Below are 26,000 nucleotides of genomic sequence, written 5' to 3'. Positions count from 1 at the left end.
ATCATCAAGCCACATTCCCTTCCAGGAAGTCCTGTGCAAAGCGTTGCAATACACCGCCCGCTTCATAAACAGAAACTTCTTCTTCGGTATCCAGACGGCAGGTTACAGGCACTTCCACAGTCTGGTTTTTACCATCCTCAGTTGCACGCTCAATCACCAAGGTCAAGGTCGAACGTGGCGCAATATTACCCACTACGCTATACAGTTCCGTACCATCCAGCTTTAAAGTCTTGCGGTTAGTACCCGGTTTGAACTCAAGTGGCAACACGCCCATACCCACCAGGTTAGTACGGTGAATACGCTCAAAACCTTCTGCTACAATCGCTTCCACACCGGCAAGACGCACACCTTTGGCTGCCCAGTCACGGCTAGAACCCTGACCGTAGTCCGCACCCGCAATAATAATCAACGGTTGCTTACGGTTCATGTAAGTTTCAATCGCTTCCCACATACGCATTACTTCACCTTCCGGCTCAACACGCGCTTTCGAACCCTGCTTGATGCTGCCGTCAGCACGCACCACCATTTCATTGAACAGTTTCGGATTCGCTAAAGTCGCACGCTGTGCAGTCAAGTGGTCGCCACGGTGCGTTGCATAGGAGTTAAAGTCCTCCTCAGGTACGCCCATTTTGTGCAGGTATTCACCCGCAGCCGAATCCATAATAATCGCATTCGATGGCGATAAATGGTCGGTGGTGATGTTATCCGGCAAAATCGCCAATGGACGCATGTTGGTCAAGGTACGCGGTGCAGCCAAAGCCCCTTCCCAATAAGGCGGACGGCGGATATAGGTACTTTGCGGACGCCAGTCATACAGTGGGCTTGCCGCTTTTTCACGCTCACCCAAATCAAACATTGGAATGTAGACTTTCTTAAATTGCTCCGGTTTTACCGCAACTTTTACCAGCGCATCAATTTCTTCATCCGATGGCCAGATGTCTTTTAAATAAACTGGATTGCCGTCTTTATCGTTGCCAAGTGCATCTTTTTCGATGTCAAAACGGATGGTACCGGCAATCGCATACGCTACGACAAGCGGAGGCGATGCCAGGAAAGCCTGTTTGGCATAAGGATGGATACGGCCATCGAAGTTACGGTTACCTGAAAGTACCGCAGTGGCATACAGGTCACGGTCGATAATTTCTTGCTGAATTTTTGGATCTAGCGCACCCGACATACCGTTACAGGTCGTACATGCATAAGCCACAATACCAAAACCAAGTTTTTCCAAGTCGTGCAATACGCCTGCTTCTTCAAGGTAAAGTGCAGCTGCTTTAGAACCCGGAGCAAAAGAAGATTTAACCCAAGGTTTACGGGTTAGGCCCAATTCGTTTGCCTTACGTGCCAATAAACCTGCTGCTACCGTGTTACGCGGGTTAGAGGTATTGGTACAAGAAGTAATTGCCGCGATAATCACCGCGCCATCCGGCATTAAGCCTTCTGCTTCTTGCGCACGAGCGGCTTCTAAATTGCCTGCAATGCCTTTTTCTTTCAGGTCAGATGTGGATACACGTGCATGCGGGTTTGACGGGCCTGCAATGTTACGGGTTACGGTCGATAGGTCGAAACGGAGTACGCGTGGATATTCCGCCTGTTTCATGTCTGAAGCCCAAAGACCAATTTCTTTGGCATATTGTTCAACCAGTTTCACCTGATCTGCTTCACGACCGGTTAAAGTCAGATAATCAATGGTGTTCTGGTCAATATAGAACATCGCCGCAGTCGCGCCATATTCCGGCGTCATGTTGGAAATGGTGGCACGGTCGCCTACAGACATGCTGTCGGCACCTTCACCGAAGAATTCCAGGTACGCACCCACGACACGTTCTTTACGCAGGAACTCCGTTAATGCCAACACGATATCGGTTGCAGTAATGCCCGGCTTGCGCTGACCTACTAGCTCCACGCCAATAATGTCCGGTAGACGCATCCATGATGCACGGCCGAGCATCACGTTTTCTGCTTCCAGGCCACCCACACCCACGGAAATCACGCCCAGCGCATCGGTATGTGGCGTATGCGAGTCTGTACCGACACAGGTATCCGGGAATGCTACGCCGTCACGCTTTTGAATCACCGGAGACATTTTTTCCAGGTTAATCTGGTGCATGATGCCGTTGCCCGCAGGAATCACATCGACATTTTCAAACGCTGTTTTGGTCCATTCAATAAAGTGGAAACGGTCTTCATTACGACGGTCTTCCACTTCGCGGTTTTTACGGAACGCATCCGGGTCAAAACCGCCATATTCCACCGCTAAAGAGTGGTCAACGATCAGCTGGGTTGGAACAACCGGATTGACTTTAGACGGGTCACCGCCCTGGTCGGCAATCGCATCACGCAGGCCGGCAAGGTCCACCAGTGCGGTTTGCCCCAAAATGTCGTGACACACCACACGGGCTGGATACCAAGGAAAATCGTGGTCTTGCTTACGTTCAATCAGCTGACGTAAAGACTGTTCCAGAATGGCAGGCTCACAACGGCGTACCAGCTGCTCGGCAAGTACTTTTGAGGTATAGGGAAGTTTTGCATATGCGCCTGGCTGAATATCTTCTACGGCTTGGCGTACGTCATAATATTCGAGCTGGGTACCTTGCAGCGGTTTACGGTAGTTGTTGTTCATAGCTTACCTGCCTCTTGAATCACTTTTTCTTGACTACGTAATTGTTGTTGACGAGTTACAATCGGTTCAACGGCATAGTACACTGCCGAAAAGCCATTTCCCAAATCTTTTATATTTCATAAACTTAGATATAAAAATAGGTGTTTTAGAAACATATTGTTACACATTTTTTAAGATATTTGCTCTAATCGTGCTTTTTTTCGAAAAATAGCAGGAAATAGGCCTCATTCTTTAGTATTAGATGTGCCTAAGCGAATAAAAAACAAGCGTCCATTGTGCGATTTATGTTGATGTTAAGCAGCCTGTCATCACTCAAAAAATTAAGTTTTTCTAAGCCGTTATCTATCAAACTTAAGCATTAAAAATTACATAAACTTTGATCATAAATATTTATATTTATTAGATATTTTTACAATTCTTCTGTTTGAACCATTTAGATTCCCCTATAATTAAGCCTTTCTTAAGAATTTAATTATTGTTCAATAAAAAAAACCTCATTACAAAAAAACCAAAGAAGGTGAAATAAAATGTTGCAAATAGCCATTATTGGAATCATCACTGCGGGTTTGGCAGTCTTGATCTCCAGTTGGTATGGAGCTCAACATCCATCCAGCCCATCGCATCCAGCCCATCCGCCACATCACTCTAACCCATCCCAGCCATCCAACCCTTCACACCCCTCTCACCCTAATCCCGAAGCATCTGATTCAGTGATTAGCAATCCGCCCTTATTACCCAAAAATGCCAAGGGCAAACACGAACTTGTTGTTACTTATAAACTCAATAAGCTCTATAACCCCAATACGAAAGTATGGAATCCAGTTCTCTTGCGAGGCTATTTAACCAACCCCAGCTTATTGAATAAAAAACAAGAGGGGCATTACGTTAACGATCTCTTGGTGGGACCACAAATTCGTATCAAACAAGGTGAAACTCTGAATCTGAACGTAAATAACCAGCTTCCAGCCGAATCGGAAGAAACCTGTCCTCATCATGTAGAGAATATCAACAACCCAAATTGCTTCAATACCACCAACATTCATACGCATGGGTTCTGGGTCACTCCTCAAGGCAACGGTGATAATGTCTTCGTAAGAATTGCCCCACAAGAAAAATTTGATTATCAGTATAAAATTGAAAAAAACCATCCTGCTGGAACCTTTTGGTATCATGCTCACGTGCACGGCTCAACAGCGATTCAAGTTTCCAGCGGTATGGCCGGCCCACTCATTGTTGAAGGTTCCAGAGTGCCAAAATATAAACAAGGCAAAATCACCGAAACTGGAGATATGGATATTCTGTGGAAAGATAAAGCCAAAAACAGCGATTCGAATGAAAAAGTCCTGTTATTTCAACAAATTCAATACAGATGCAATGCTTCAGACGGCACCCTTACCAATCCCGATAATTGTGTAGGGATAGGGATACTGGAAGATTATGTTAATTCCGGTCTGAATTCTCCGGCCACGTGGGGAGCGGATAAATATCACACCTCCATCAATGGCAAAGTTTTAGGCGAGATGAAAGTAGAGCAGAATGAATTTAATCGTTGGCGCATGATTCATGGCGGTGTTCGAGACACCATCGGTTTAATGATTAAAGAACTTCCTGAATCTAAAAACTATACTGCTGAACAAACCATTCAGGCCTGTTCATCTTATCAAGAAAAAAACCAGAAAGAGGCGTTTGATCGCCTGAAAAGTTTACAGGTCAACACCATTGCCCAAGATGGTTTGACCATGAATCATGTACAAACCCGAACACTCTCTGTATTCCATCCGGGTTATCGTCAAGATGCCATGGTCGCCTTCCCGACCAGCAATAAATACTGTATTTATGACACAGTGTTAAATGTGGATGACCAAATCAATTCAGCATTACCCGACCAAATCCAGCCCCAACTCGCACCGAATAACCCTTTAAACGCACAACTGATTGGATGGGTCAATGTCAAAGCCAGCAAACAGCCAGCACAAACAGCAGCCCAGTTCCTGCAAGCACAGGCGAAAAAAATTGGTTTAAACAAAGAGATTCAAGCTCAGCTCTCACAACTGAATCTTTCAGCATTTGCAGATCACGCCTCACTGATGACCCCGGAAATCGATCAAGAGGTTGCGGCAAGACCAACTCAATTTAATTCATTTATTATCAGTGGTTTTGGCTCCCCGGGAGGCCCTAAATTTGGCTTCAGCCATGATATAAACAACCCAACCAGCTCTCTTAGTTTTGGAGATCTGTTTGAAGGTCCGGGCTCTATTAATGGCCATTATGTGCGTCAATTACAAGTTGGAGCAACAGATGAGTGGGAACTCAGAAGTATAGTCGGCGGGCATCCCTTCCATATTCACATCAACCCGTTCCAAATTGTCAAAATTTTAGATCCTGATGGTGTTGATGTCAGTGTTGCCGATAATGAGGTCAAAGATGAAACAGGTGGCGTGGTTGATGCCCAGTACCGTGGTTTAAAAGGTGTATTCAAAGACACCATCTTTGTGAAACCGGGCGGCTATCGTATCATCCTTAGATCATACTATAAAAAATTTGAAGGTGATTTTGTTCAGCACTGCCATATTCTGGATCATGAAGATCAGGGCATGATGGAATTTGTCCGCATCTGTGGTGACAAGTTTGACTGTAATACTTCACCACCAGTACATCACTGACCTGAAGTACCCTCTTTCATCTTGCAAGCCCATAGCAATATGGGCTTTTTGTTTGCCTATCTGTCTTGCTTGCTGCAAAATATCTGCATTAACAATTTGTGAAATTTATCCAGAGGCTGGTCATGGCAACGTCTACTGCTTTTACGCTATTCACTTTAAATGGTGTAGATGCGCAAAAATTCCTTCAAGGTCAGGTGACTTTAAATACTGAAGCTTTGGCAGAAAACCAGACTCGCTATACCGCGATCTGTAGTTTAAAAGGACGTATCCAGTTTGGCTTATGGCTAAAAAAAATCAATCCGGAAAGTTTTGAAATTGTAGTCACTGCCGATCAGGCCGAAGAATTTGCCAAACACATTAAAAAGTTTGGTGCTTTTTCGAAAATGAAACTGGAACAAGTCGGCCAAGTTTACCCTACCCTGAATGGCGCCAGTACTGACTTTTCCGCAAACGAAACCGATATCGCCGCTTGGCAGCTTCAAGCGATTGAAGCAGGTCAGGCCTGGATTGAAGCAACCACCGCTCAAGAATTCCAGCCGCAAGAACTGCGTTTGCATCAGCGTGAAGGCGTACATTACGACAAGGGCTGCTATTTGGGTCAGGAAATTATTGCGCGTCTCTGGTTCAAGGCAAAACCGAAACACTGGCTGCATTTGGTTCAAGGAACAGGTGATGCCCCTGCCGCTGCAACCCAACTGAATAATGATGTTGAAGTGGTCAATAGCATTGCTGTTGATGGCGGTTATAAGGCCCTGGTCGTGGCTAAACCGGAAGCATTGGCTGAACTAGGGCTGCAAGTATTAGATTTGCCTGAAGCCTTAAATGGCGATGTGGCACGTCCACAGTAAATTCTAAAGATTAAATTCATAAAAGCCTCCAACAATGGAGGCTTTTGATTTATTAAAAACCATGAAACAGTTTGTTCATATCTTTGCAGACATATTCTTTAAATGAATAATCACGCGCATGCTTGGCATCAAATTTTGCTTCAAGTTCACCTTTTTTAAAGATATAGACACGGTCCTCTTTGCTGACCAAATATTCAGCCCCCAGTTTCATCAGTAAAGCATCTATTTTTTCTTCTTCAGCAATCGTACTGTCAAGATTGACCCGATCATAGGCCCGTTTAATCGCTTTAATGAACATTCATCTACTCACACATTAATTCAGTCGCGATTTAAACAAAGATTGGCTTAAAAACAAAGTACCGTTTCGCCACGGCATATTTTCATCTGTTTTATATCTGTGCCTGAACTTGAAGGTTTTCAATTTATTAGACACAAGACAATTGATATACAAAGCATTCAAATCGCTTAAGCTGGGTTTAAGATTGTCCGTCCAGAATTCATCCAGTAATGATTATGTAAATATCGATGAAATCTTATTGCAATGCACACATCATGTATTTACATTCGCATAAATAAACTTATGATGTTGTATGAAGTGTTCCACATTCATTTTAAACACATAAATGGAATTATGTGCATGTTTATAAAAGGTTTTTAAAAATATGAAAAAAATTATACTTGCCGGCCTTATCGCTTTGTCTTCAAATCTTGCGATGGCTGAAATGGCAACCACTTCGGTTGATCCGGCCTTTGCCAAAATAGAAACCCTGGTCAAAGCCAACAATATGAAAGGTGCTTATCAGGAACTGGATAAATTAGCCAAAACAGGAAATGCCCAGGCACTTTATAATCTGGCCTACCTGACCCAAACCGGACAGGGAACTGCCAAAGATGAGAAAAAAGCCGTCAAGCTGTATCAGGAATCTGCAAACAAAGGCTATCCGGTAGCAAACTATGTATTGGGTAAAAACCACATCACCGGGACTTTAGGCCTTCCTCAGGACACTAAAAAAGCTAAACAGTATTTAGAAAAAGCGTCTAAGCAAGGCTTCGATGATGCCAGTGTCGATTTAGCCGTATTACTGTTTTCTGAAGGTACACCCGCATCAGATAAACTGGCTTTGCAAAAACTAGATCCGCTGATCAAAAAAGGCAATTATCAGGCCATTCATGCCAAAGCCTTATATGACATCAGTCAGGGTTTTAAAAACAAAAACGAAGCCCCGATTAAGCAAGGCTTACAGAGCATTCAGGATCTGGCCCAAAAAGGTTATATTCCCGCTTTAATGGCTGTGGGCAACATGTTTGCAAACGGTAAAATCGTTCCGCAAAACCTGCCTGAAGCGAAAAAGATTTTTGAGGCTTTAGCCAAAGAAAATGTCCCGCAAGCCAAAGAATCTTTAGCTGTGGTGGATAAAATGATTGCCGAACAGGCCAAAAATCCGCCTAAAGAAGCAAAGAAAAGCTAAGCGCCAAGATGTTTTAAAAGCCCCAGAATCCGGGGCTTTTTTATAGCGGTTCTTTTGTGATCCAGGCTGAGCGTAAAAATTTTAAGCCCACCAGACAGTAATTAACACACTCACCACAATGAATCCTAAAATGGTGCTCATCAATAAAGGCGTTAAAGTTTTTTCATTTAAACCATAAGCCTGACCTAACATGGCAAAAATGGTAGGCATCGGCAAAGCGGCAATAATGGTTCCGGCATAGACCATCTCCTGACTCACATCGGTGAAATAACTCAACCCCAGAAACATCAGCAAAGGCATAATCAGGTTGCTGGAAATCACCAGATAAAAGCTTTGTACATTCACGTACTTCAGCGTCAGCCCCACAATTCCCCCACCAATCGAGAACAAGGCCAGAGGCGACGCGGTTTGTCCGATCATGGCCAAAACCTGATCCAGCTGCCGAGGAATTTCAATCTGGAAAATGGCACAGGCCATCCCCAGCATGACGCCCATAAATAAAGGATTTTTCAATAAAGTGACCACTGTACTCTGGAGAATCTGGGCAAAATTAGCCTGTTGCGAGCTTCCCAGTTCAGCCAGAATCAGCACTGCCGGAATAAGCAGCACACTTTCAATGATCACGACCAACGAGGTATAGGTCATCGCTTTTTGCCCCAGCAACAAGGACAATACCGCAGTACCAATGAGTCCGGTATTCGACATTGCCGCACCCAGCGACAGAACCGAAGACTGTGAACGGTTATTTTTAAAATAATGTGAAACAATAAAAAAAGCCGTCACATATAAAATAAAAGTCACGCCGCTATAGACAAAGAAGTATTGGGGATACCAGATTTCATGCAAATCTTTTGACGCAAGCGACTGTAAAAACAACGCAGGCAAAGCAATTTTAATGGCAAAAGCACCAACGCTATTGAGCTGTACCTTGCTTAAAAGTTGCCATTTTACCGAGAGATAACCGAAGGCCAATAAGAAAAAGATCGGCACGATGACCGAAAAGACCATATGGAATTTGTCCTTTCAATAAATAAAATTACCTGATCAGACCCTGATGGATCAGAGTCCGAGCATTAAAATGTTCAAGTGAAATATCGGGATGAAGTATTAAAAAGCACGAAACAATGCTTTTAACCCATGCGGCTGACAACGCAAATATTGCGGTGCAATTTGAATATTTTCACCCAATTCTGCTGCAGCATGCCATGGCCAGCGCGGGTCATACAGCATAGCACGTGCTAGAGCAATTGCGTCAGCTTGCTGATAATGCAAAATCCCTTCGGCCTGCATCGCTTCTGTAATCAAACCCACGGCAATCACCGGGATATTGACTGTTTTCTTGATGGCTTCAGCAAAGGGCACCTGATACCCTGGTTGTAGCTCAATTTTCTGTTGGGCATGCAAGCCGCCACTCGACACATGAATATATACGGCGCCCAATTGCTCTAAAGCTTTGGACAGACCGATTGAAGATTCGATATCCCAACTGTCCTGCCCCTCCATCCAGTCCGTTGCAGAAATACGCACACCTATAGGATAACCTTCAGGAACTGCATTTTTCATGGCCTGAAAAACTTCCAGCGTTAAGCGAATACGGTTCTCGAAACTGCCGCCATATTCGTCCTGACGCTGATTCGATAACGGCGACATAAATTGATGCAGCAAATAGCCATGGGCTGCATGCACTTCAATCAGGTCAAACCCGGCATCTACCGCACGCTTGGCCGCATTAGCAAAGTCTTGAATCACTTGCCGGATTTCATCTTTACTCAGCGCATGTGGCGGGTGATCAGTCGGATTAAACGGCAAATTACTGGCAGAAACTGTTTGCCAGCCATGAGTCTCTTCCGGCTTAAATTGGCCTTTTCCATTCCAGGGTTTGTCGGTAGAAGATTTACGCCCTGCGTGTGCCAGTTGTACCGCAAAAGGCATAGGCGAAAGTGTCTTTATTTTTGTCAGCAATGCCTTAATCTGATCACGCTGGGTATCATTCCACAGCCCCAAATCGGCATAACTGATCCGCCCTTCATCTTGCACTGCTGTTGCTTCAACAATACATAAACCTGCACCAGACAAGGCATAATTGGCCCATTGCTGTTCATGCCAATAAGTCACTTCGCCCTGTTCTGTAGCCGAATACTGGCACATTGGAGCAATCACAATTTTATTGCTCAGTTTTAATGAACCAAACTGAATCGGTTGAAATAATAACGCCACGTTTGGCCCCCTCTGTTAGAATATTTTGCTCACACTTAATCCCGCACTCCAGTTCAAACCATCCGCGGGTTCAAAGAAGCGCCCATTGCCATCATTGACAATCACTGAACCGACATAGTCCTCATCCAGGATATTATCAACTCTAGCAAAAGTCCGGACTTTCCAGTCGGCCTGTTTCCAGACATATCCTGCATTGGCCGAAACCAAGCTATAGCTTGGTGCGGCATCGCTATTTGCATCATCTACGTAGATTTTGTCCATATAACGGACATCAATACCCGCATTAAAGCCGGTTTCCGGCTGCCAGCCCAAAGAGGCAAAAGCCTGATTTTTGGCAATGCCGGGAATCTTGTTGCCTTTCTGCACCGTACTGTCCGGAATCGCTGCGTCAAATGTAGCATCAATATAGCTGTAGCTGGCTTGAGCAGTTAAATCACGCCATAGATTTTTGTTCCAGGACAGCTCTATCCCTTCACGTCGCGTTTTATCCGCATTCTTATAGGTCGCACGGCCATCTATTGTCCCCGCAGAGACAATATCGTCTCGGGTTTTGCTTTGGAAAACTGCAGCCGTGAAAGCCCCCCATGCATTTTGCGCTTTTACACCCAGTTCATAATTATCGCTGCTGGCAGGGCGTAAATTAAAGTTTATGCCCTCATTTGCGGAATAGGCCATTTCGGTAAAGGTCGGTGTTTCAAAACCTTTGGCATAGCTGGCATAGGCATTCAGCTGATCCTTGATTTTCCAGCTTAAAGCCGCTGAAGGCAACAATTTGCCATAGTCGGTCTTGCCGCTGTCATCGCCATTGCCTGTGACAATATAGTGATCGTTGGACTCATAATGCACATTGCTATAACGCAGCCCTGCATCCAAAGTCCAGCTTGGCAGGAAATCCCAGGAGGCCTGCAAATAAGGATCCAGATTCCAGAGGATATTCTGCTCATCCCGGCGTAGATTACCTTTTACGCCAAACTGCCCATTGGCATTAAAGTTTTCATATCCCTGACGGTCTTCATCCATATAGTCAAAGGCCAGTCCCGCGGTCAGACGTGTATTGGGCAGCAAATCTTTACCCGTCCAGCGCAAGTCCGTACCGTAATAATCACGGCTGAAATCAATTACCCCACCGGCATGACGCGGGTTATTTTGCGGTGCCCGAGGAATCGACTGGTATTGTATGACTTCACGATGTCCCAGATAAGCCATGGCATACAGTTCATGCTGATCGCTGACTGGTTTTGACCAGGTCAGACCGGTCTGGGTCTGATTGATTTCTTTACGCACATCGTATTGGTTGGAAGCATCATTGACCTGTTTGGGATTATTTTTCCACTGGTTTCGATTCAAGCCCTGCGGATCATCCGCATTAATATCGACATGGTTCACAATCCAGTTCAGCCTGGAACCGTCATTCAGGTTCCAGGTCAGTTTGGCATTGCTGAGTACTTTTCTGGCCGCGCTATGCTCACGATAACCATCGGTATCAAAATAGGATGAACTGACCACATAGCTCGGCTCACCGGCTTGATCTGCACCACCTTGCAACACCACATCGGCACGGCTTTTATGCTGACTGCCCCCTGAATAACCCAGTTCAATGGAATCTTGGCCTTCGCCCTGTTTGGTCGTGGTCAAAATTGTACCGCCAGAAGAATTGCCATACAGCGCAGAAAATGGCCCACCCAACACTTCAATATGATCCAGGCTGCTTAAATCGATATTTGAGGTCTGGCCCTGCCCATCCGGCATGCTTGCAGGAATACCGTCAACATATAAACGGATACCACGCACCCCAAAAGTTGAACGTGCACCAAAGCCGCGCATGGAAATCTGTAAATCCTGGGCGTAATTTTCGCGGTTATTCAACTGTAGCCCTGGCACCCCTTGTAAGGTTTCAGAAAGATTGACCCCCAGATGATTAGCCTTGTTATCTTGTTCGATTCGATATACAGAAGCCGGTGTTTGCAGCCATTCAGTATCCGTACGTGTCGCTTCTATTTTTAGGATAGGAAGCAAAACAGGTTCCGCAGAACCTGTTTGTGCATATAGATTTTGGCAGATGCATGCTGTTAAGCAAAGCAAACTCGTATGGAAGGACATCATCAGATTTTTACTTTGCATGGGCCTGTACCTGCCTTCTTCTCAGTTAGAACGCGATTTTTGATCCTCAGCCTAACACGAATGCATGATTCACATTGTGAGTTAATCCTGGATGGATCACATCTTGCAAGTTTGGACGAATCATCAGCCATTGGTTGGGATTAGGATTGTCATTCAATTCCACATTATATTCCGCACTGGCATTAAATACAGGGCTTGTTACACGATCATTGACATGTACACGGTTAATGGCCACACCTGAAATGGCATTTGGATAGAAATGAAAACAGCCGCTATATTTTAAACCGCAAGCCATTGTGAAAACGGCATCTTCATTCACAGCATGCCTCGCCATTTGTTCATTTGTGTCGCCTACAGTCCAGTGTTTCAAACCGGTTCAGGACCTCGGGTACGGGAAACAAAAAATTTTATCCTGAACATTTTTGGCTGATGAAAAAAAATCTCTGATGTCTACATTTTTGAGGTGCATCAAAATAAAATAATCGGCCATTTTTCTGGTTTTCCTTTCGCATTTTTACTTGCAATCAAGCTGAAATCACCCAATATTAGCCATATTCTCCTGTCTCTGATCTGCCATGCCCGAATTACCTGAAGTTGAAACCACCAAAACCAGTCTTTTGCCACTGTTGGAGCAAACCGTCTTAAAGGTAGAAGTCCGTCAACCGAGCTTACGTTGGCCTATTCCTGAAAATATACAGAAATTGGTGGGACAAAAATTAGTTCAGCTGACCCGCCGTTCCAAATATATTCTGGCTGAATTTGAACAGGACAGCATGCTTTGGCATTTGGGCATGTCGGGCAGCTTCCGATTGTGTGCAACAACAGATGAACTGCGTAAACACGATCATCTGATCATTCAATTTGAAGATATTGAACTGCGTTATCACGATCCCCGCCGTTTTGGCTGTATTTTATGGTTAAATGCTGCGACTCAAACCAAACTGATTGACACTTTAGGTCCTGAACCTTTGAGCGATGATTTCAATGCAAACTACTTGGCTGAGAAACTCAAAAACAAACAGGTTGGCACTAAAGTTGCAATTATGGATAACCATGTTGTGGTTGGCGTGGGCAATATCTACGCGACAGAAAGTTTGTTTAATTTAGGCATTCACCCGGCACAACCTGCAAAAGATTTAAGCTTTGCACAGATTGAAAAACTTGTGATTGAAATTAAACGTATTTTGCAGCAAGCCATAGATTTAGGGGGTTCTACCTTGCGTGACTATACCAATGCCATGGGTGAAAATGGTTATTTTCAGCAAACCTTGCTTGCTTATGGTCGTGCCGGTGAAATGTGTGTGAACTGCGAAACCACGCTTGAGAATATAAAACTTGGACAACGTGCCTCTGTGTTCTGTCCTGAATGCCAACCTTTAAAAAAAGCCAAAGTGATACCTCAACGTGTTGCCAAGGCGCAAGGGAAAACTTCATGAAAACAGCCATTGTGCGTCACATCCTTGTCAAAGATAAAGATACCTGCGAACAACTCAAAAAGCGTATTCAATCGGGTGCTGACTTTGCAAAAATTGCAAAGCAATATTCTACCTGCCCTTCGGGCAAAAAAGGCGGTGAGCTAGGTGAAGTCAAGAAAGGGCAACTGGTGCCTGTCATTGATAAACTGGTCTTTACCGCAGCTGAACGTGTTTTACACGGCCCTGTCAAAAGTCAGTTTGGTTTTCACCTGGTTGAAGTTAAGTTTCGCATGGACTAAACATCTGTTTTAAATCACTTAAGAATTTAGTCCATGTATGGGGCTGAATTTCTGTATCTTGCTGCTGAGCAGGACTGATCCAGTAGGTGTGCAACCCTAACTGTTGTGCTGCTTGTATATCCACTTCATTGTCATCTCCAACCATTAAGCATTGCTGTGGATGAAGCCTAAAAGCCTGACAAACGTTTAAAAATGCCTGGGGATGGGGTTTGGCAACACCCTGCTCATCACTTATAAAATAATGTGTACACCAACGCTCTAAATGAAGATGACGGATTTTTTGCAATTGACCTTGTGCAGGTCCATTGGTCAGTACTGCCATCTGCAAGCCTAAAGCCTGGCATAGGTTTAATGCCTCTTCTGCACCCTCACAAAAATGATGATGTTGTAAAGCATGCTGCATAAAGCTTTGGTTTAATGCCTTCGCTAACTCCACATCATCAATACCACATTGCTGTAAGGGCTTGAGATAACGATATAGACGATATTCGCTGACCATTAAATCCTGCTGCATATAGGCGTCCCACAAGGTGTCACGCAATACCTCATAGGCCTGCCAAAAGGCATCTACAGACACATGCTGAACAATCTTTTCATTCAACTGCTGTCTGGCAAAGCGCTGTGTCCGATCCCAGTCCAACAAGGTCCGATCAAGATCAAAAATCACCAATTTCAGCATGGGTTGGTCCATAAAACAGAATGTCGAACATCACAAAGAGGTAGACACTAGATCTAAAATCTAAATTTAAAATCCAAACCAACATTTATGAGTAAAAATAAAAAACGGCACAGAGAGTGCCGTTTTTTTACTTTTTCAGCCATTAAAGTTGCGGGCGTTTTTTCAACTCATCACGAATTTCACGCAGCAATTCAATGTCGGCCGGGGTAGTCGGTGTTTCCTCTACCGGACCTTCCTGTTTACGTAAACGGTTCATAAGTTTAACCAGCAAGAAAACCACCCAGGCAAGAATCAGGAAGTTTATGAAGATAGTTAAAAAATTACCATAGGTTAAAACATTCACACCCGCTTTTTGCAATTCAGCTAAAGACTGCAAATTATTCGGGTTACTGCCAAGCACAAAGAATTTCTGGGTGAAATCGACACCACCGCCCGTAATAACCGTGATTAAAGGCATAATAATGTCTTTAACCAAAGAATCAATGATTTTACCAAACGCACCACCAATGATGACACCAATCGCTAAATCCATCATATTGCCTTTAATGGCAAATTCTTTAAATTCTTGGATAATACTCATAACTTTCTCCAGCTTTTCTTGATGCTATTCTTTTAAAGTATTTTGAAAACTGTCCTACCCTTTTAAGCACGAATAACAGTTCATAATTCCTTATAATTTACTTGGAATTTAACATCTTGAACATAATGGTTTTCTAATTATAAACAAAAAAAATGCTACCACTGACGTGATAGCATTTTTTCATTCTAAATCTGATTGAATTAAATCATTAAGAACGGTTACGTTTACGTTCGTTTTCAGTCAACCAACGCTTACGGATACGGATTGATTTCGGTGTAACTTCAACCAGCTCGTCGTCTTCAATGAATTCAAGCGCTTGTTCAAGCGTATATTCAATTGCTGGAACCAGTGTTAAAGCATCATCAGTACCTGACGCACGTACGTTGGTTAACTGTTTCGCTTTAGTCGGGTTCACCACCATGTCGTCTGAACGGGAGTTAATACCCACGATCATACCTTCGTAAACTTCTAACTGAGGTTTAGCGAATAGGCGGCCACGGTCTTGCAAGCTGAACAATGCATAGCCCAGGCAAGTACCTTGAACCATAGAGATCAATACACCGTTTTGACGTTTCGCAACAGTACCTTGTTTCATAGGACCGTAGTGCGAGAAGCTTGATGTCATGATCCCTGTACCAGAAGTCATGGTCAAGAATTCAGAACGGAAACCAATTAAACCACGTGAAGGAACAGTTGCTTCAATACGGATACGGCCTTTACCGTCAACTTCCATATTGGTCATCTCACCTTTACGGTGACCCATTTGTTCCATCACAGCGCCTTGGTGCTGTTCTTCAACGTCAAAAGTTACGTTTTCGTACGGTTCTTGCATTTGACCGTCAATCTCTTTCAAGATCACTTGCGGACGAGATACACCCATCTCGAAACCTTCACGACGCATGTTTTCAATCAGAACTGAAAGGTGAAGTTCACCACGACCAGACACTTTGAAACGGTCAGGACTGTCTGTATCTTCAACACGAAGTGCTACGTTGTGAATCAATTCGCGGTCAAGACGTTCACGGATGTTACGTGAAGTCACGAATTTACCTTCTTTACCGGCAAACGGTGAGTTGTTGACCTGGAATGTCATCGAAACTGTTGGTTCGTCCACAGAAAGCGGTGGCAATGCTTCAACGTTCTTAGGATCACAGATCGTATCAGAGATATGAAGCTCTTCCATACCTGTGACACATACAATGTCACCAGCAGAAGCAGATTCAACGTCAATACGCTCAAGACCGTGGTAACCCATGATTTTTAAGATACGACCGTTACGTGTCTTACCTTCTTTATCAATAACAGTTACAGGTGTGTTTAATTTTACTGAACCGCGTTGGATACGACCAACACCGATTACACCAACGAAGCTGTTATAGTCCAAAGACGAAATTTGCATCTGGAATGGACCATCAACGTCAACTGCTGGTGGTTCAACAATGTCTACGATTGTTTGGAACAATGGTGTCATGTCTTCAGCAAGTTCTTCTGGAGACGGGCCCGCCACACCACGAAGACCAGAAGCATAAACTACCGGGAAGTCCAACTGTTCGTCAGTACCACCCAGATTGTCGAACAGGTCGAATACCTGGTCAATTACCCAGTCAGGACGCGCGTTTGGCTTGTCGACTTTGTTGATGATCACGATTGGTTTCAAGCCACGTGCGAACGCTTTTTGCGTTACGAAACGGGTTTGTGGCATTGGACCTTCTTGAGAATCGACAAGAAGAAGTACACAGTCAACCATAGACATTACACGTTCAACTTCACCACCGAAGTCGGCGTGTCCCGGGGTGTCCACGATGTTGATACGGTATTCTGTATCTGTACGTTTATCTAACCATTTGATTGCAGTGTTTTTTGCAAGAATGGTAATACCACGTTCACTTTCAATAGCGCCTGAATCCATAACACGCTCGATCTCACCCGCGCGTTCACCCAAAGCACCTGATTGTTGTAAAAGTTTGTCGACTAAAGTCGTTTTACCATGGTCGACGTGCGCGATGATGGCAATATTACGGAGAGTTTTAATATCTGACATGTAAATTCGATACGCTTTAAATTTGAGGGCAAATTATACAGAAAAAACTTAGCTTTTTATAGTGACAGTTTATTGACAGTTACAAGTTTTTTTGACTATTCATCCCTTTTTCGGTTTGTAAAGTACTGTAACTCGATTAGAATAACGCCAAATTACTGCTGTACCTTTTTTTTACATGTCTGATTTAGAAAACTCTCCCAAACAACAAGATCGTCTTGATTTGGTCTACGGATTAAACGATCGCCCCAAACCACTTATCGCTTTTCTCGCTGCCCTGCAACATTTACTTGCGATTATTGTCCCGATTGTCACCCCTGGTCTTTTGATCTGTCTTGCTTTAGGCGTATCAAAAGAAGACACCAACATGATTCTTTCCATGTCCTTGGTGATCTCGGGGATTGCAACTTTCTTACAATGTAAAAAAGTTGGCCCTTTTGGCGCAGGTCTTTTAATTGTACAGGGCACCAGTTTTAACTTTATTGGCCCGATTATCGGCATTGGTTCAGCGATGGTCGCGGCAGGCACCCCTGTTGAAGCAGTGATGGCTTCTATTTTTGGTGTAGTGATTGCCGGCTCATTCATTGAAATGGGCGTTTCACGTATTTTACCTTGGGTGAAAAAACTCATCACCCCACTGGTGACAGGTATTGTCGTGCTGCTGATTGGTTTGACTTTGATTAAAGAAGGTCTGATCAGTATGGGCGGTGGTTATCAAGCCATGGGTGACAAAACCTTTGCCAATGCCGATAACCTGATTATGTCATGTACGGTACTGGCGATTATTATTATCCTGAACCGTATCCGCATTACCTGGATCAAAAGCTCCGCCATTCTGATTGCCCTGATTATTGGTTATGCTCTTGCAGGTTTCATGGGACATCTTGATTTTTCAGGCCTGAAAGATGCGCCGATGGTTCAGATTCCAACCCCGATGCATTTTGGTTTAAGCTTCTCCTGGAGCTTGTTTATTCCAATGGCGTTCATTTATCTGGTGACATCACTGGAAGCCATTGGGGACATTACCGCCACTTCAAAGATTTCCAACCAGCCAGTCGATGGTCCAGTATGGATGGAACGTATTAAAGGCGGTGTGCTGGTGAATGGTGCCAACTCTCTGCTCGCCGGCTTATTCAATACTTTCCCAAGTTCGGTGTTCGCACAAAATAATGGCGTCATTCAGCTTACTGGTGTTGCAAGCCGTTATGTCGGTATTTGGATTGCAGCATTACTGGTGATTTTGGGCTTATTACCTGCGGTTGCTGGCGTGATTCAAGCAGTTCCTCAAGCCGTGCTTGGCGGTGCGGTGATGGTGATGTTTGGTGCTGTAGCGGCGTCTGGTATTAATATCCTGTCAGGGATTCATCTTGACCGTCGTGCCCTGTTAATTATTGCGATTTCACTGGGACTTGGTTTGGGTGTTGCACAAGTCCCACAAATTTTGGAACATCTTCCTGAATTATTCCGTAACATCTTCAGTTCTGGCGTAGCGACTGGCGGTATTGCAGCATTGCTTTTAAATATTATTCTTCCTGAATCGAAGCAATAATTTCATTTCAGCATCAACTCTGCCCAGCATTGTCTGGGCAGAGTTTTTCAATGGCGAGATAAAAAAATGGATCCAAGAAGTGAAGTTGTCATTCGGCAGCATGAATATCTTTCTGGACGTGTGCTTTTGGTCAATGCACCTACGGATGAGTTACTTTCCAATCTAGAGAAAGACATCAGCCCTTGTTTCTGGACCTGGAATTATAATGAATTTCAATATTTTCAGTCACAACAGGCCAATGTCCATTTTGGCGTAGAGCTTCCTGAAGGCAGTTTTGACCAGGCCATTATCTTTGTACCGAAGTCCAAAGAACTCCTAAATTATGTGCTGCATAATGTCGTCAGCCGTCTAGGGTTAGGTGCTTCCATCTTTCTGGTGGGTGAGAAAAAAGGCGGCGTTGAGCGTGCAGCCAAACAGCTACAGCCTTATGGTAAAGCCATTAAACTGGACAGTGCACGTCATTGCCAGCTCTGGCAGGTCAAGGTTGAATCGACGGTTAAAGAAAAGGCTCTGGCAGACTGGGCTCAAGCATATACGGTAGCAACACCGAAAGGTGATCTCACCATTTGTGCCCTGCCCGGCGTATTCAGCCAAAATCGTTTAGATGTCGGTACAGCGGTATTTTTACCGTTTTTACCACAGGTTACTTCAGGTAAAATTGCCGACTTTGGCTGTGGTGCCGGTGTGATCAGTGCCTATCTGGCAAAACTGAATCCGAAAAACCGTATTTTTGCGCTGGATGTTGATGCTTTTGCATTGGCCTCTACCCGCATGACGTTTGAAAAAAATGGCCTTTCTCCCGAACAGCTGGAAATTACCGCTGTGACCGGTATTGAAGATGCACCGCTTTTCTTGCATGCCATCGTCAGCAATCCGCCTTTCCATCAAGGCATTCAGACCAATTATGATGCCAGCGAAAGCCTGTGCAAGACTTCACGCCGTCATTTGAAATCTGGTGGTGAACTCTGGATTGTGGCAAACCGCTTTTTAAATTATCCATTACTCATTGAACAAAGCTTTGGCAAATGTACAACCAAAGCCGATCAACAAGGCTTTAAAGTGCTGTTCGCTAGCACCGAAAAGAAATCTTAAGGAACAACGATGAGCGAAACTCAATCTGCACATTTACAGCGTAAGCTGGGTGCACGTCATTTGAATATGATCGCCATTGGTGGTTCTATCGGCACAGGCTTATTCCTGGCTTCTGGTGCAACCATTGCCAATGCAGGCCCGGGCGGTGCTTTATTGGCTTACTGCCTGATTGGGATCATGATTTATTTCCTGATGACCAGTCTGGGCGAGCTTGCGACACATAACCCGACCTCGGGTGCCTTCTTTACCTACGGTACAAAATATGTAGAAGGCGGTTTTGGCTTTGCTCTGGGCTGGAACTATTGGTACAACTGGGCCATTACGGTTGCTTTTGAACTGGTAGCAGTCCAGTTTATTATGAAATTCTGGTTTCCTGATGTTCCCGGATTCTACTGGAGTGCCATTTTTCTTAGCGTGATTTTTGCCATTAATTCACTCTCTGTAAAAGGCTTTGGTGAAAGTGAGTTTTTATTCTCCTTGGTCAAAGTAATTGCCATTATTGTCTTTATCATTATTGGTATTGCCATGATTGCAAAAATCATGCTGACGCCAAATATGGTGACCTTTGCCAACTGGACCAAAGGTGATGCACCTTTTGTTGGTGGTTTGCAGGCCATGATTGGTGTCGCCATGATTGCCGGATTCTCCTTCCAGGGTACAGAAATGGTGGGGGTTGCCGCAGGTGAATCGAAAGACCCTAAAAAGACCATTCCGGTGGCCATCAAGCAAATTTTCTGGCGTATTTTATTGTTCTATGTGGTGTGTATTTTCATCATTGGTACTTTGGTGGCCTATGATAATCCACGCCTTTTACAAGCGGCTGCAAGTGAAAATATCGCCCTTTCACCTTTTACCTTATTGTATGAAAAAGTCGGTTTTGCTTTTGCCGCAGGTTTAATGAATGCCGTAATCTTAACTGCAATTTTGTCTGCAGGTAACTCAGGCATGTATTCATCGACCCGTATGCTGTTTGACATGGCTCGTAAAGGCAGTGCACCAAAAATCTTTGGCAAACTGGATGCACGCGGCGTACCCATGAATGCACTGTATGCCACCACTGCAATTGCCGCTCTTTGCTTCCTCACGACTTTCATTGGGGAACAGCAAGTGTTTAGCTGGTTGCTGAATATGTCAGGCATGTGCGGATTCATTGTATGGCTGGGTATTGCCATTTCACACTACCGTTTCCGTAAAGGTTATTTGGCACAAGGTTATAAGCTGGAAGATTTAGCGTATAAAGCCAAGTTTTTCCCATTTGCTCCTTGGTTTGCCTTTATTCTGTGTACGATTGTCGTACTTGGACAGAACTATCAAGCCTTTATTACGGGTGATTGGCTCGGTGTGTTATCTACCTATATCAGTATTCCATTATTTCTAGCAATCTGGCTGGGCTATAAATGGAAAAACAAAACCAAGTTGGTTTCTTATCAAGATATGGATGTCAAACCCATGAATCCTGATCAGGACTAAATGCAGTATATAAATAAAAAAACAGCCTTTAGGCTGTTTTTTTATTTATCGCATCGTTCAATGATGTGCCAGAAATTCCTTCAAGGCAAAGCTGACTTCATTTTTATGGGTGGTACACAACCCGTGCGGTGCTCCCTTAATTTGCTCTTCTACGCCATGCTTTAAAAGTTTGACGGTTTGCCGGCTGCAAATTTCTGGCGGAACAATATCATCTGCTGTTCCATAAAGCACCAAGGTCGGTATAGTAATCCGGGTTAAATCTTCACGTAAGTCGGTTTCTGAAAATGCGTGGATACAATCGTAATGCGCCTTGATTGAACCCTGCATGGCAATACGCCAGAAACTTTGTATTACCCCTTCTGAGGTTTTATTTAACTGCTTGTCATAGCCATAAAATGATTTAGCAAAATCCAGGTAAAAATCGGCTCTGTTGGCCAGTAAATTGGCACGCATCTCATCAAACACGTCTGAATCTACACCGTCTGGATGATCATCCCGTTTAATCATGAGAGGTGTTACCGCCGCAATAAGCGCAAGCTTAGTGACTTTATGCTGACCATATTTTGCCGTATAACGGGTCACGACAGCCCCACCGGTAGAATGTCCAACTAAAGCAAACTCGGTTAATCCAAGATGCTCAATCAGTTGATGCATATCTTGTGCATACTGATCAATGTTATGCCCAGCCCAAGGCTGACTCGAGCGCCCATGACCCCGTCGGTCGAATGCAATCACCCGATAGCCATGTTCTGCAAGAAATAACATCTGGTCTTCAAAAGCATCACTGGATAAAGGCCATCCATGAGAAAAGACCACAACCGATCCCTCCCCCCAATCCTTATAATAAATCGAGGTTCCATCTGTTGTCGTTAACATCTGCGTCATTTTTTCACCCTCTTTTTATTGTCTATATGGGTGTTTATTAGAACAAGATCAAAATAAAACTGTGTATTAAACAAGTTATGCTTATGTAGCACATAAAAAAAGCAGCCGTAAGACTGCTTTTTTAACTCAGTTCAATAATAAATTATTGAGCTGCAGGCGCTTGTTGAGCAGGTTCTGCAACAACTGTACGGCTACCAGTAATAGTCGCGAATACACGACGGTTCATAGCACGGCCTTCTTTAGTGTTGTTGTCAGCAATCGGTTGATCCCAAGCGAAACCTTGAGTAGACAAACGAGTTGGATCTACATTGTATTCATTTACAAGTGAAGATTTAACAGAGTTAGCACGAGCTAAAGATAAACGTTCGTTCAATGCACGTGGACCAGTGTTGTCTGTGTGACCTTCGATGCGAGCAGTAGCGTTTGGATATTCAACTAACTTCTCAGCAACTTTAGCGATTTCTGGCTTGTATTGGTCTTTGATGTTTGATTTGTTTGTATCAAAGAACACACGAAGTTCCATGTTAAGGTCTTCAGTCAACTCTTGTGGAGCTGGTTGAACTGGAGCTACAGGCTCAACTGGAGCAACTTCTACTACAGGAGCAGCAGGCTTCAAGTGACCGCCAAGAACTACGTTAAGACCAGCTAAAGCTGTATAGTTCCAGAAGTCTTCGTCGATGTTATAAGTAGCACGAGCTTCAGTACGTAGAGATAAAGCATCGTTTAAGCGCCAGAAAGCACCTAGACCAGCGTTACCAAGAGTACCTTCTTCTTCAAGACCACGAGTATCGCGGCCAGCAGCGCTGTCAAACTCATATTTATAGTGACCAGCACCTAACAATACGTAAGGTTTGATTTTGCTGTCATAGTTTTTGGTGATCAAATCAGAAGTCGCATAGAAGTTACCGTTGATTTGAGACTGTTTATAGTCAGCGCTGCCACCACCAACAAGATCAGAATCACCTTTCACTTGGTTGTATTCAGCTTCAAAACCTAACCATGGAGTTAATTCAACACCAAGTGCTGCACCAACGAACAAATCGTCCTGAAGCTCTTGACCACCATTAGTTAAGTTGCCACGGCTGTTGTTGTGTTGAGTGTCTTGGAATGTATAACCAAGCATTAATGGAGTAACAGTTACGCCAGCGTTAGCAGCTGCTAAAGGTGCAGCAACGAGCATTGCTAAAGCAATACGACTCATTTTCATGGATTTATCCTCCAGAGATAACAATTGTTGTTCAAGCTCAAGCCTAGAATTTGACTATTCTGAGATAGGCTTTCTTATACCCCAGTTTTTTTCTTAATTCTTAAGCTATTCACAGTGAATCATACAAACACTTTATTTTTTTTCCAAGTGCTTGATAATTTTAATCAAGTAAATTATTGACAAAATTACTTACAATTTCCGTTGTAATTCGGTAAATTTTTACTCAATTTATTCTTATGAATAGCTTATCGTCACTTGCGAATTATTTTAACAGCTTTCTTATAAAGTTGAAAAATAAATATTAATCGCAAAAAAACAATTAAAAAACAAAATATTAATAACACACATAATTAAAAAAAAATACATTGCAGGATTACTTTAAATGCTTTTTCAACAAAAAAATGGGTTCACATTGGTTGAGCTAATCGTTACTTTGGCTATTTTTGCAATTCTGGCCACCATCGCTTTACCTTATTTTCAAGACATAAGAGCCAAACAGGAAGTCAACGACACTACGCATAAACTGATTTCAACAATTCATTTAGCCAAATCTCAAGCCCTTCTCTATCATAGCAATGTGGTGTTGTGTCCAAGTCAAAATAACTTGAATTGTCAAACAAATCAATGGGCTGCCGGTTTATTGGTTTTTCTCGACAGCAATAAAAATAGACAAATTGATACAGGCGAAAAAATTATCTATACAGAATCAACCAATTTAAAATACGGGCATTTAGACTGGAGAGGGACATTAAGTGCCCCCAGCCTAACGTTTCAAGCTGAAAATGGCCTGCCGATAGGTTCAAATGGCAGTTTTTATTATTGTTCAAATGTTTCTGATCATCATCGGAAACTGGTTCTGAGTGCCATGGGGCATATGCGGATAGAAACCCTCTCCCTCTGCTAAAAACTTCTCAGTCTAAAGACATGCTGCCATCCCCTCTTTATTCCGGCTCATTTTTCAATATACTGCTTAAACTTGGAAAAATAATTCCTTAAAAAAATCAATCTCGGAGAAAGAACAATGACAGACATCGTAATTGTAAATGGTGCACGTACTGCAATGGGCGGCTTTCAAGGTAGCTTGGCCAATGTAACAGCCCCAGAACTTGGCGCAGCATGTATTAAGGAAGCGATTGCACGTGCAGGATTACAAGCAACCGATGTCGAAGAAGTCATTATGGGCTGCGTGCTCCCTGCTGGCCTGAAGCAGGGACCAGCCCGTCAGGCAATGCGCAAAGCCGGCTTACCTGATTCAACTGGTGCAGTGACTATTAATAAGTTATGTGGTTCTGGCATGAAAGCGGTGATGCAAGCGGCTGACATGATTAAAGCCGGTTCTGCTGAAATTGTGGTTGCAGGCGGCATGGAATCGATGACCAATGCCCCTTATGTATTGCCTAAAGCGCGTAGCGGTTTGCGCATGGGACATGGCGAAATCAAAGACCATATGTTCCTGGATGGTTTAGAAGATGCAGAAACAGGTCGTTTAATGGGTTCTTTTGCACAAGACATGGCAAATACTCGTGGCTATACGCGTGAACAAATGGATGCCTTTGCGATTCGTTCATTACAACGTGCACAAAAAGCGGTCAATGAAGGTTACTTTGACGATGAAATCGTCCCAGTCATGGTATCTACCCGTAAAGGCGATGTCGTGATAGACAAAGACGAACAGCCTTTCAATGCCAATATTGAAAAAATTCCAACGCTACGTCCTGCATTTGCCAAAGATGGTACGATTACTGCGGCCAATGCCAGTTCGATTTCAGATGGCGCCTCTGCCCTTGTGCTCACCTCAAGTGAAAATGCCTCTGCCAAAGACTTAAAACCTCTGGCAAAAATTGTGGCTTATGCTTCAAATTCACAGCATCCTTCAGAATTTACCATTGCTCCAGTCGGTGCCATTCATAAAGTTTTAAATAAAACCGGTTGGGATGCTCAAGATGTTGATCTTTGGGAAATTAATGAAGCTTTCGCCATGGTGACCATGTGTCCTATGGATGATTTCAAGCTTGATCCGGCTAAAGTCAACATTAACGGTGGTGCATGTGCACTCGGTCATCCTGTCGGCTCTACCGGTTCGCGCATTATCTTGACGCTCATTCATGCCTTGAAACGTACGGGTGGCAAAAAAGGGATTGCTGCTCTGTGTATCGGTGGCGGTGAAGCGACTGCTGTGGCCATTGAACTGCTTTAATCTCCTTTCGAAGCAGTGCTTCTCATCTCTCCGTTTGGGAGAGATGATAAAAAAATCCCTCGCTTGAGGGATTTTTTTATGCTTACACTTTTTTATGTTTTCATCATCAAAATTTGAGCTTAAACCTGCTAGATTAGAACCATCAAAATAACAATTACAAAGGCTTTGCATGCAACTTAATCATTATCTTAATTTCCAAGGTGAAACCGAAGCAGCATTTAACTTTTATAAATCTGTTTTTGGTGGTGAGTTTTCCAATCTGACCCGTTATGGTGAAATGCCAGCGCAAGAAGGTGTCACGCTATCTGAAGCGGATAAAAATCTTATTCTGCATGTATCCTTACCGATTAATGCATTTACAGAATTGATGGGGTCTGACACCAATGATCAATTCTGTGCGCAAAACAATAGCATTTTCACGCCAGGCAATAATCACTATATTTCAATTAATCTGAATGCCCATGAGCAAGATGAGGCGAAACGTTTATTTGATGCCTTATCTGTAAATGGACAAATTGAAATGCCCTTAGAAAAGACATTCTGGGGTGCACTCTATGGCTCATTCACCGATCAGTTCGGGATTAAATGGATGGTGAATTGCCAGTTAGAAGCCATGTAATCTCGGTTTTTTATTTAAACACGCATAAA

Annotated in this window: 22 protein-coding genes; 11 read left to right on the top strand and 11 right to left on the bottom strand. The window is 43.7% G+C overall.

Annotated elements, in window-relative coordinates:
- Window positions 1-4 precede the first annotated feature (4 nt).
- The gene (gene acnD, locus ACPUEY_RS00290; protein WP_425120726.1) at window positions 5-2,623 is read right to left on the bottom strand and encodes a Fe/S-dependent 2-methylisocitrate dehydratase AcnD; all 2,619 of its coding nucleotides are present in this window, start codon (window positions 2,621-2,623) and stop codon (window positions 5-7) included.
- A gap of 527 nt (window positions 2,624-3,150) precedes the next feature.
- Here acnD and ACPUEY_RS00285 point away from each other — a divergent pair.
- A complete protein-coding gene (locus ACPUEY_RS00285; RefSeq protein ID WP_425120725.1) occupies window positions 3,151-5,286 on the top strand; it encodes a multicopper oxidase family protein in 2,136 nt (711 codons plus the stop codon).
- 122 nt (window positions 5,287-5,408) lie between these two features.
- Entirely contained in the window at window positions 5,409-6,134 is a 726-nt protein-coding gene (locus ACPUEY_RS00280; RefSeq protein WP_425120724.1) for a YgfZ/GcvT domain-containing protein, read from the top strand.
- Window positions 6,135-6,186: 52 nt separating this feature from the next.
- Here ACPUEY_RS00280 and ACPUEY_RS00275 read toward each other — a convergent pair whose 3' ends face one another.
- The gene (locus ACPUEY_RS00275; protein WP_092820385.1) at window positions 6,187-6,432 is read right to left on the bottom strand and encodes a hypothetical protein; all 246 of its coding nucleotides are present in this window, start codon (window positions 6,430-6,432) and stop codon (window positions 6,187-6,189) included.
- Window positions 6,433-6,796: 364 nt separating this feature from the next.
- Between ACPUEY_RS00275 and ACPUEY_RS00270 the strand changes: the two genes are divergently transcribed.
- Window positions 6,797-7,603 carry a tetratricopeptide repeat protein gene (locus tag ACPUEY_RS00270; RefSeq protein WP_425120723.1) on the top strand — a complete coding sequence of 269 codons (807 nt, stop codon included), beginning with the start codon at window positions 6,797-6,799 and terminating at the stop codon, window positions 7,601-7,603.
- Window positions 7,604-7,684: 81 nt separating this feature from the next.
- Here ACPUEY_RS00270 and ACPUEY_RS00265 read toward each other — a convergent pair whose 3' ends face one another.
- From ACPUEY_RS00265 to ACPUEY_RS00250, 4 genes are all read right to left on the bottom strand, one after another.
- Window positions 7,685-8,611, bottom strand: coding sequence for an AEC family transporter (locus ACPUEY_RS00265; RefSeq protein ID WP_092820387.1), 927 nt, complete (start codon window positions 8,609-8,611; stop codon window positions 7,685-7,687).
- 99 nt (window positions 8,612-8,710) lie between these two features.
- Complete coding sequence (locus ACPUEY_RS00260) at window positions 8,711-9,820, bottom strand: NADH:flavin oxidoreductase/NADH oxidase (protein ID WP_425120722.1); 1,110 nt, start codon at window positions 9,818-9,820, stop codon at window positions 8,711-8,713.
- A 15-nt stretch (window positions 9,821-9,835) separates the two neighbouring features.
- Window positions 9,836-11,941: a TonB-dependent receptor domain-containing protein gene (locus ACPUEY_RS00255; RefSeq protein WP_425120721.1), complete on the bottom strand. Its 2,106-nt coding sequence runs from the start codon at window positions 11,939-11,941 to the stop codon at window positions 9,836-9,838.
- Window positions 11,942-11,987: 46 nt separating this feature from the next.
- On the bottom strand, window positions 11,988-12,275 hold the full coding sequence (locus ACPUEY_RS00250) for a carbohydrate porin (RefSeq protein ID WP_425120720.1): 288 nt from the start codon (window positions 12,273-12,275) through the stop codon (window positions 11,988-11,990).
- Between the two features lie 241 nt (window positions 12,276-12,516).
- Between ACPUEY_RS00250 and mutM the strand changes: the two genes are divergently transcribed.
- Both mutM and ACPUEY_RS00240 read left to right on the top strand, forming a co-directional pair.
- Window positions 12,517-13,377: a bifunctional DNA-formamidopyrimidine glycosylase/DNA-(apurinic or apyrimidinic site) lyase gene (gene mutM, locus ACPUEY_RS00245; protein WP_425120719.1), complete on the top strand. Its 861-nt coding sequence runs from the start codon at window positions 12,517-12,519 to the stop codon at window positions 13,375-13,377.
- A complete protein-coding gene (locus ACPUEY_RS00240) occupies window positions 13,374-13,655 on the top strand; it encodes a peptidylprolyl isomerase (RefSeq protein WP_092820391.1) in 282 nt (93 codons plus the stop codon). The genes mutM and ACPUEY_RS00240 overlap by 4 nt, the downstream gene beginning before the upstream one ends.
- Here the strand turns inward: ACPUEY_RS00240 and ACPUEY_RS00235 are convergent.
- The 3 genes from ACPUEY_RS00235 to typA all read right to left on the bottom strand — a co-directional run bounded on the left by ACPUEY_RS00235 (window position 13,636) and on the right by typA (window position 16,955).
- On the bottom strand, window positions 13,636-14,334 hold the full coding sequence (locus ACPUEY_RS00235) for an HAD family hydrolase (RefSeq protein ID WP_425120718.1): 699 nt from the start codon (window positions 14,332-14,334) through the stop codon (window positions 13,636-13,638). The two genes, ACPUEY_RS00240 and ACPUEY_RS00235, sit on opposite strands and share 20 nt — an antisense overlap.
- A 142-nt stretch (window positions 14,335-14,476) precedes the next feature.
- Window positions 14,477-14,914 (bottom strand): large conductance mechanosensitive channel protein MscL, encoded by a 438-nt coding sequence (gene mscL, locus ACPUEY_RS00230; protein WP_092820394.1) that lies wholly within the window; start codon window positions 14,912-14,914, stop codon window positions 14,477-14,479.
- A gap of 208 nt (window positions 14,915-15,122) precedes the next feature.
- Entirely contained in the window at window positions 15,123-16,955 is a 1,833-nt protein-coding gene (gene typA / locus ACPUEY_RS00225; protein ID WP_092820395.1) for a translational GTPase TypA, read from the bottom strand.
- Between the two features lie 175 nt (window positions 16,956-17,130).
- On the opposite strand from typA, the gene ACPUEY_RS00220 reads away from it, so the two are divergent.
- The 3 genes from ACPUEY_RS00220 (at window position 17,131) to ACPUEY_RS00210 (ending at window position 21,063) form a co-directional block, all read left to right on the top strand.
- Window positions 17,131-18,501, top strand: a complete 1,371-nt coding sequence (locus ACPUEY_RS00220; protein ID WP_425120717.1) for a uracil-xanthine permease family protein — start codon at window positions 17,131-17,133, stop codon at window positions 18,499-18,501.
- A 66-nt stretch (window positions 18,502-18,567) separates the two neighbouring features.
- Window positions 18,568-19,593: a methyltransferase gene (locus ACPUEY_RS00215; RefSeq protein WP_425120716.1), complete on the top strand. Its 1,026-nt coding sequence runs from the start codon at window positions 18,568-18,570 to the stop codon at window positions 19,591-19,593.
- 9 nt (window positions 19,594-19,602) lie between these two features.
- The gene (locus tag ACPUEY_RS00210; RefSeq protein WP_425120715.1) at window positions 19,603-21,063 is read left to right on the top strand and encodes an amino acid permease; all 1,461 of its coding nucleotides are present in this window, start codon (window positions 19,603-19,605) and stop codon (window positions 21,061-21,063) included.
- A gap of 57 nt (window positions 21,064-21,120) precedes the next feature.
- Here ACPUEY_RS00210 and ACPUEY_RS00205 read toward each other — a convergent pair whose 3' ends face one another.
- Complete coding sequence (locus ACPUEY_RS00205; protein WP_425120714.1) at window positions 21,121-21,948, bottom strand: alpha/beta fold hydrolase; 828 nt, start codon at window positions 21,946-21,948, stop codon at window positions 21,121-21,123.
- Between the two features lie 142 nt (window positions 21,949-22,090).
- Complete coding sequence (omp38, locus tag ACPUEY_RS00200) at window positions 22,091-23,155, bottom strand: outer membrane protein Omp38 (protein WP_425120713.1); 1,065 nt, start codon at window positions 23,153-23,155, stop codon at window positions 22,091-22,093.
- Window positions 23,156-23,537: 382 nt separating this feature from the next.
- Here omp38 and ACPUEY_RS00195 point away from each other — a divergent pair, with 382 nt between their 5' ends.
- The 3 genes from ACPUEY_RS00195 to ACPUEY_RS00185 all read left to right on the top strand — a co-directional run bounded on the left by ACPUEY_RS00195 (window position 23,538) and on the right by ACPUEY_RS00185 (window position 25,971).
- On the top strand, window positions 23,538-24,059 hold the full coding sequence (locus ACPUEY_RS00195) for a GspH/FimT family pseudopilin (protein WP_425120712.1): 522 nt from the start codon (window positions 23,538-23,540) through the stop codon (window positions 24,057-24,059).
- Window positions 24,060-24,176: 117 nt separating this feature from the next.
- Window positions 24,177-25,352 carry a thiolase family protein gene (locus tag ACPUEY_RS00190; protein ID WP_425120711.1) on the top strand — a complete coding sequence of 392 codons (1,176 nt, stop codon included), beginning with the start codon at window positions 24,177-24,179 and terminating at the stop codon, window positions 25,350-25,352.
- Between the two features lie 169 nt (window positions 25,353-25,521).
- Window positions 25,522-25,971, top strand: a complete 450-nt coding sequence (locus ACPUEY_RS00185; protein ID WP_425120710.1) for a VOC family protein — start codon at window positions 25,522-25,524, stop codon at window positions 25,969-25,971.
- Window positions 25,972-26,000: the final 29 nt, after the last annotated feature.

The sequence above is a fragment of the Acinetobacter sp. G11 genome (assembly GCF_049808495.1).
Taxonomy (GTDB): domain Bacteria; phylum Pseudomonadota; class Gammaproteobacteria; order Pseudomonadales; family Moraxellaceae; genus Acinetobacter; species Acinetobacter kookii.
The sequence above is the reverse complement of the archived record's forward strand: the minus strand, read 5'-3'. Positions and strand labels throughout refer to the sequence as shown.

Excerpts from the sequence above, each read along its gene's own strand:
- acnD (WP_425120726.1), bottom strand. The coding sequence starts at position 2,623 with ATGAACAACAACTACCGTAAACCGCTGCAAGGTACCCAGCTCGAATAT.
- ACPUEY_RS00285 (WP_425120725.1), top strand. The coding sequence starts at position 3,151 with ATGTTGCAAATAGCCATTATTGGAATCATCACTGCGGGTTTGGCAGTC.
- ACPUEY_RS00280 (WP_425120724.1), top strand. The coding sequence starts at position 5,409 with ATGGCAACGTCTACTGCTTTTACGCTATTCACTTTAAATGGTGTAGAT.
- ACPUEY_RS00275 (WP_092820385.1), bottom strand. The coding sequence starts at position 6,432 with ATGTTCATTAAAGCGATTAAACGGGCCTATGATCGGGTCAATCTTGAC.
- ACPUEY_RS00270 (WP_425120723.1), top strand. The coding sequence starts at position 6,797 with ATGAAAAAAATTATACTTGCCGGCCTTATCGCTTTGTCTTCAAATCTT.
- ACPUEY_RS00265 (WP_092820387.1), bottom strand. The coding sequence starts at position 8,611 with ATGGTCTTTTCGGTCATCGTGCCGATCTTTTTCTTATTGGCCTTCGGT.
- ACPUEY_RS00255 (WP_425120721.1), bottom strand. The coding sequence starts at position 11,941 with ATGCAAAGTAAAAATCTGATGATGTCCTTCCATACGAGTTTGCTTTGC.
- ACPUEY_RS00250 (WP_425120720.1), bottom strand. The coding sequence starts at position 12,275 with ATGGCGAGGCATGCTGTGAATGAAGATGCCGTTTTCACAATGGCTTGC.
- mutM (WP_425120719.1), top strand. The coding sequence starts at position 12,517 with ATGCCCGAATTACCTGAAGTTGAAACCACCAAAACCAGTCTTTTGCCA.
- ACPUEY_RS00240 (WP_092820391.1), top strand. The coding sequence starts at position 13,374 with ATGAAAACAGCCATTGTGCGTCACATCCTTGTCAAAGATAAAGATACC.
- ACPUEY_RS00235 (WP_425120718.1), bottom strand. The coding sequence starts at position 14,334 with ATGCTGAAATTGGTGATTTTTGATCTTGATCGGACCTTGTTGGACTGG.
- mscL (WP_092820394.1), bottom strand. The coding sequence starts at position 14,914 with ATGAGTATTATCCAAGAATTTAAAGAATTTGCCATTAAAGGCAATATG.
- typA (WP_092820395.1), bottom strand. The coding sequence starts at position 16,955 with ATGTCAGATATTAAAACTCTCCGTAATATTGCCATCATCGCGCACGTC.
- ACPUEY_RS00220 (WP_425120717.1), top strand. The coding sequence starts at position 17,131 with ATGTCTGATTTAGAAAACTCTCCCAAACAACAAGATCGTCTTGATTTG.
- ACPUEY_RS00215 (WP_425120716.1), top strand. The coding sequence starts at position 18,568 with ATGGATCCAAGAAGTGAAGTTGTCATTCGGCAGCATGAATATCTTTCT.
- ACPUEY_RS00210 (WP_425120715.1), top strand. The coding sequence starts at position 19,603 with ATGAGCGAAACTCAATCTGCACATTTACAGCGTAAGCTGGGTGCACGT.
- ACPUEY_RS00205 (WP_425120714.1), bottom strand. The coding sequence starts at position 21,948 with ATGACGCAGATGTTAACGACAACAGATGGAACCTCGATTTATTATAAG.
- omp38 (WP_425120713.1), bottom strand. The coding sequence starts at position 23,155 with ATGAAAATGAGTCGTATTGCTTTAGCAATGCTCGTTGCTGCACCTTTA.
- ACPUEY_RS00195 (WP_425120712.1), top strand. The coding sequence starts at position 23,538 with ATGCTTTTTCAACAAAAAAATGGGTTCACATTGGTTGAGCTAATCGTT.
- ACPUEY_RS00190 (WP_425120711.1), top strand. The coding sequence starts at position 24,177 with ATGACAGACATCGTAATTGTAAATGGTGCACGTACTGCAATGGGCGGC.
- ACPUEY_RS00185 (WP_425120710.1), top strand. The coding sequence starts at position 25,522 with ATGCAACTTAATCATTATCTTAATTTCCAAGGTGAAACCGAAGCAGCA.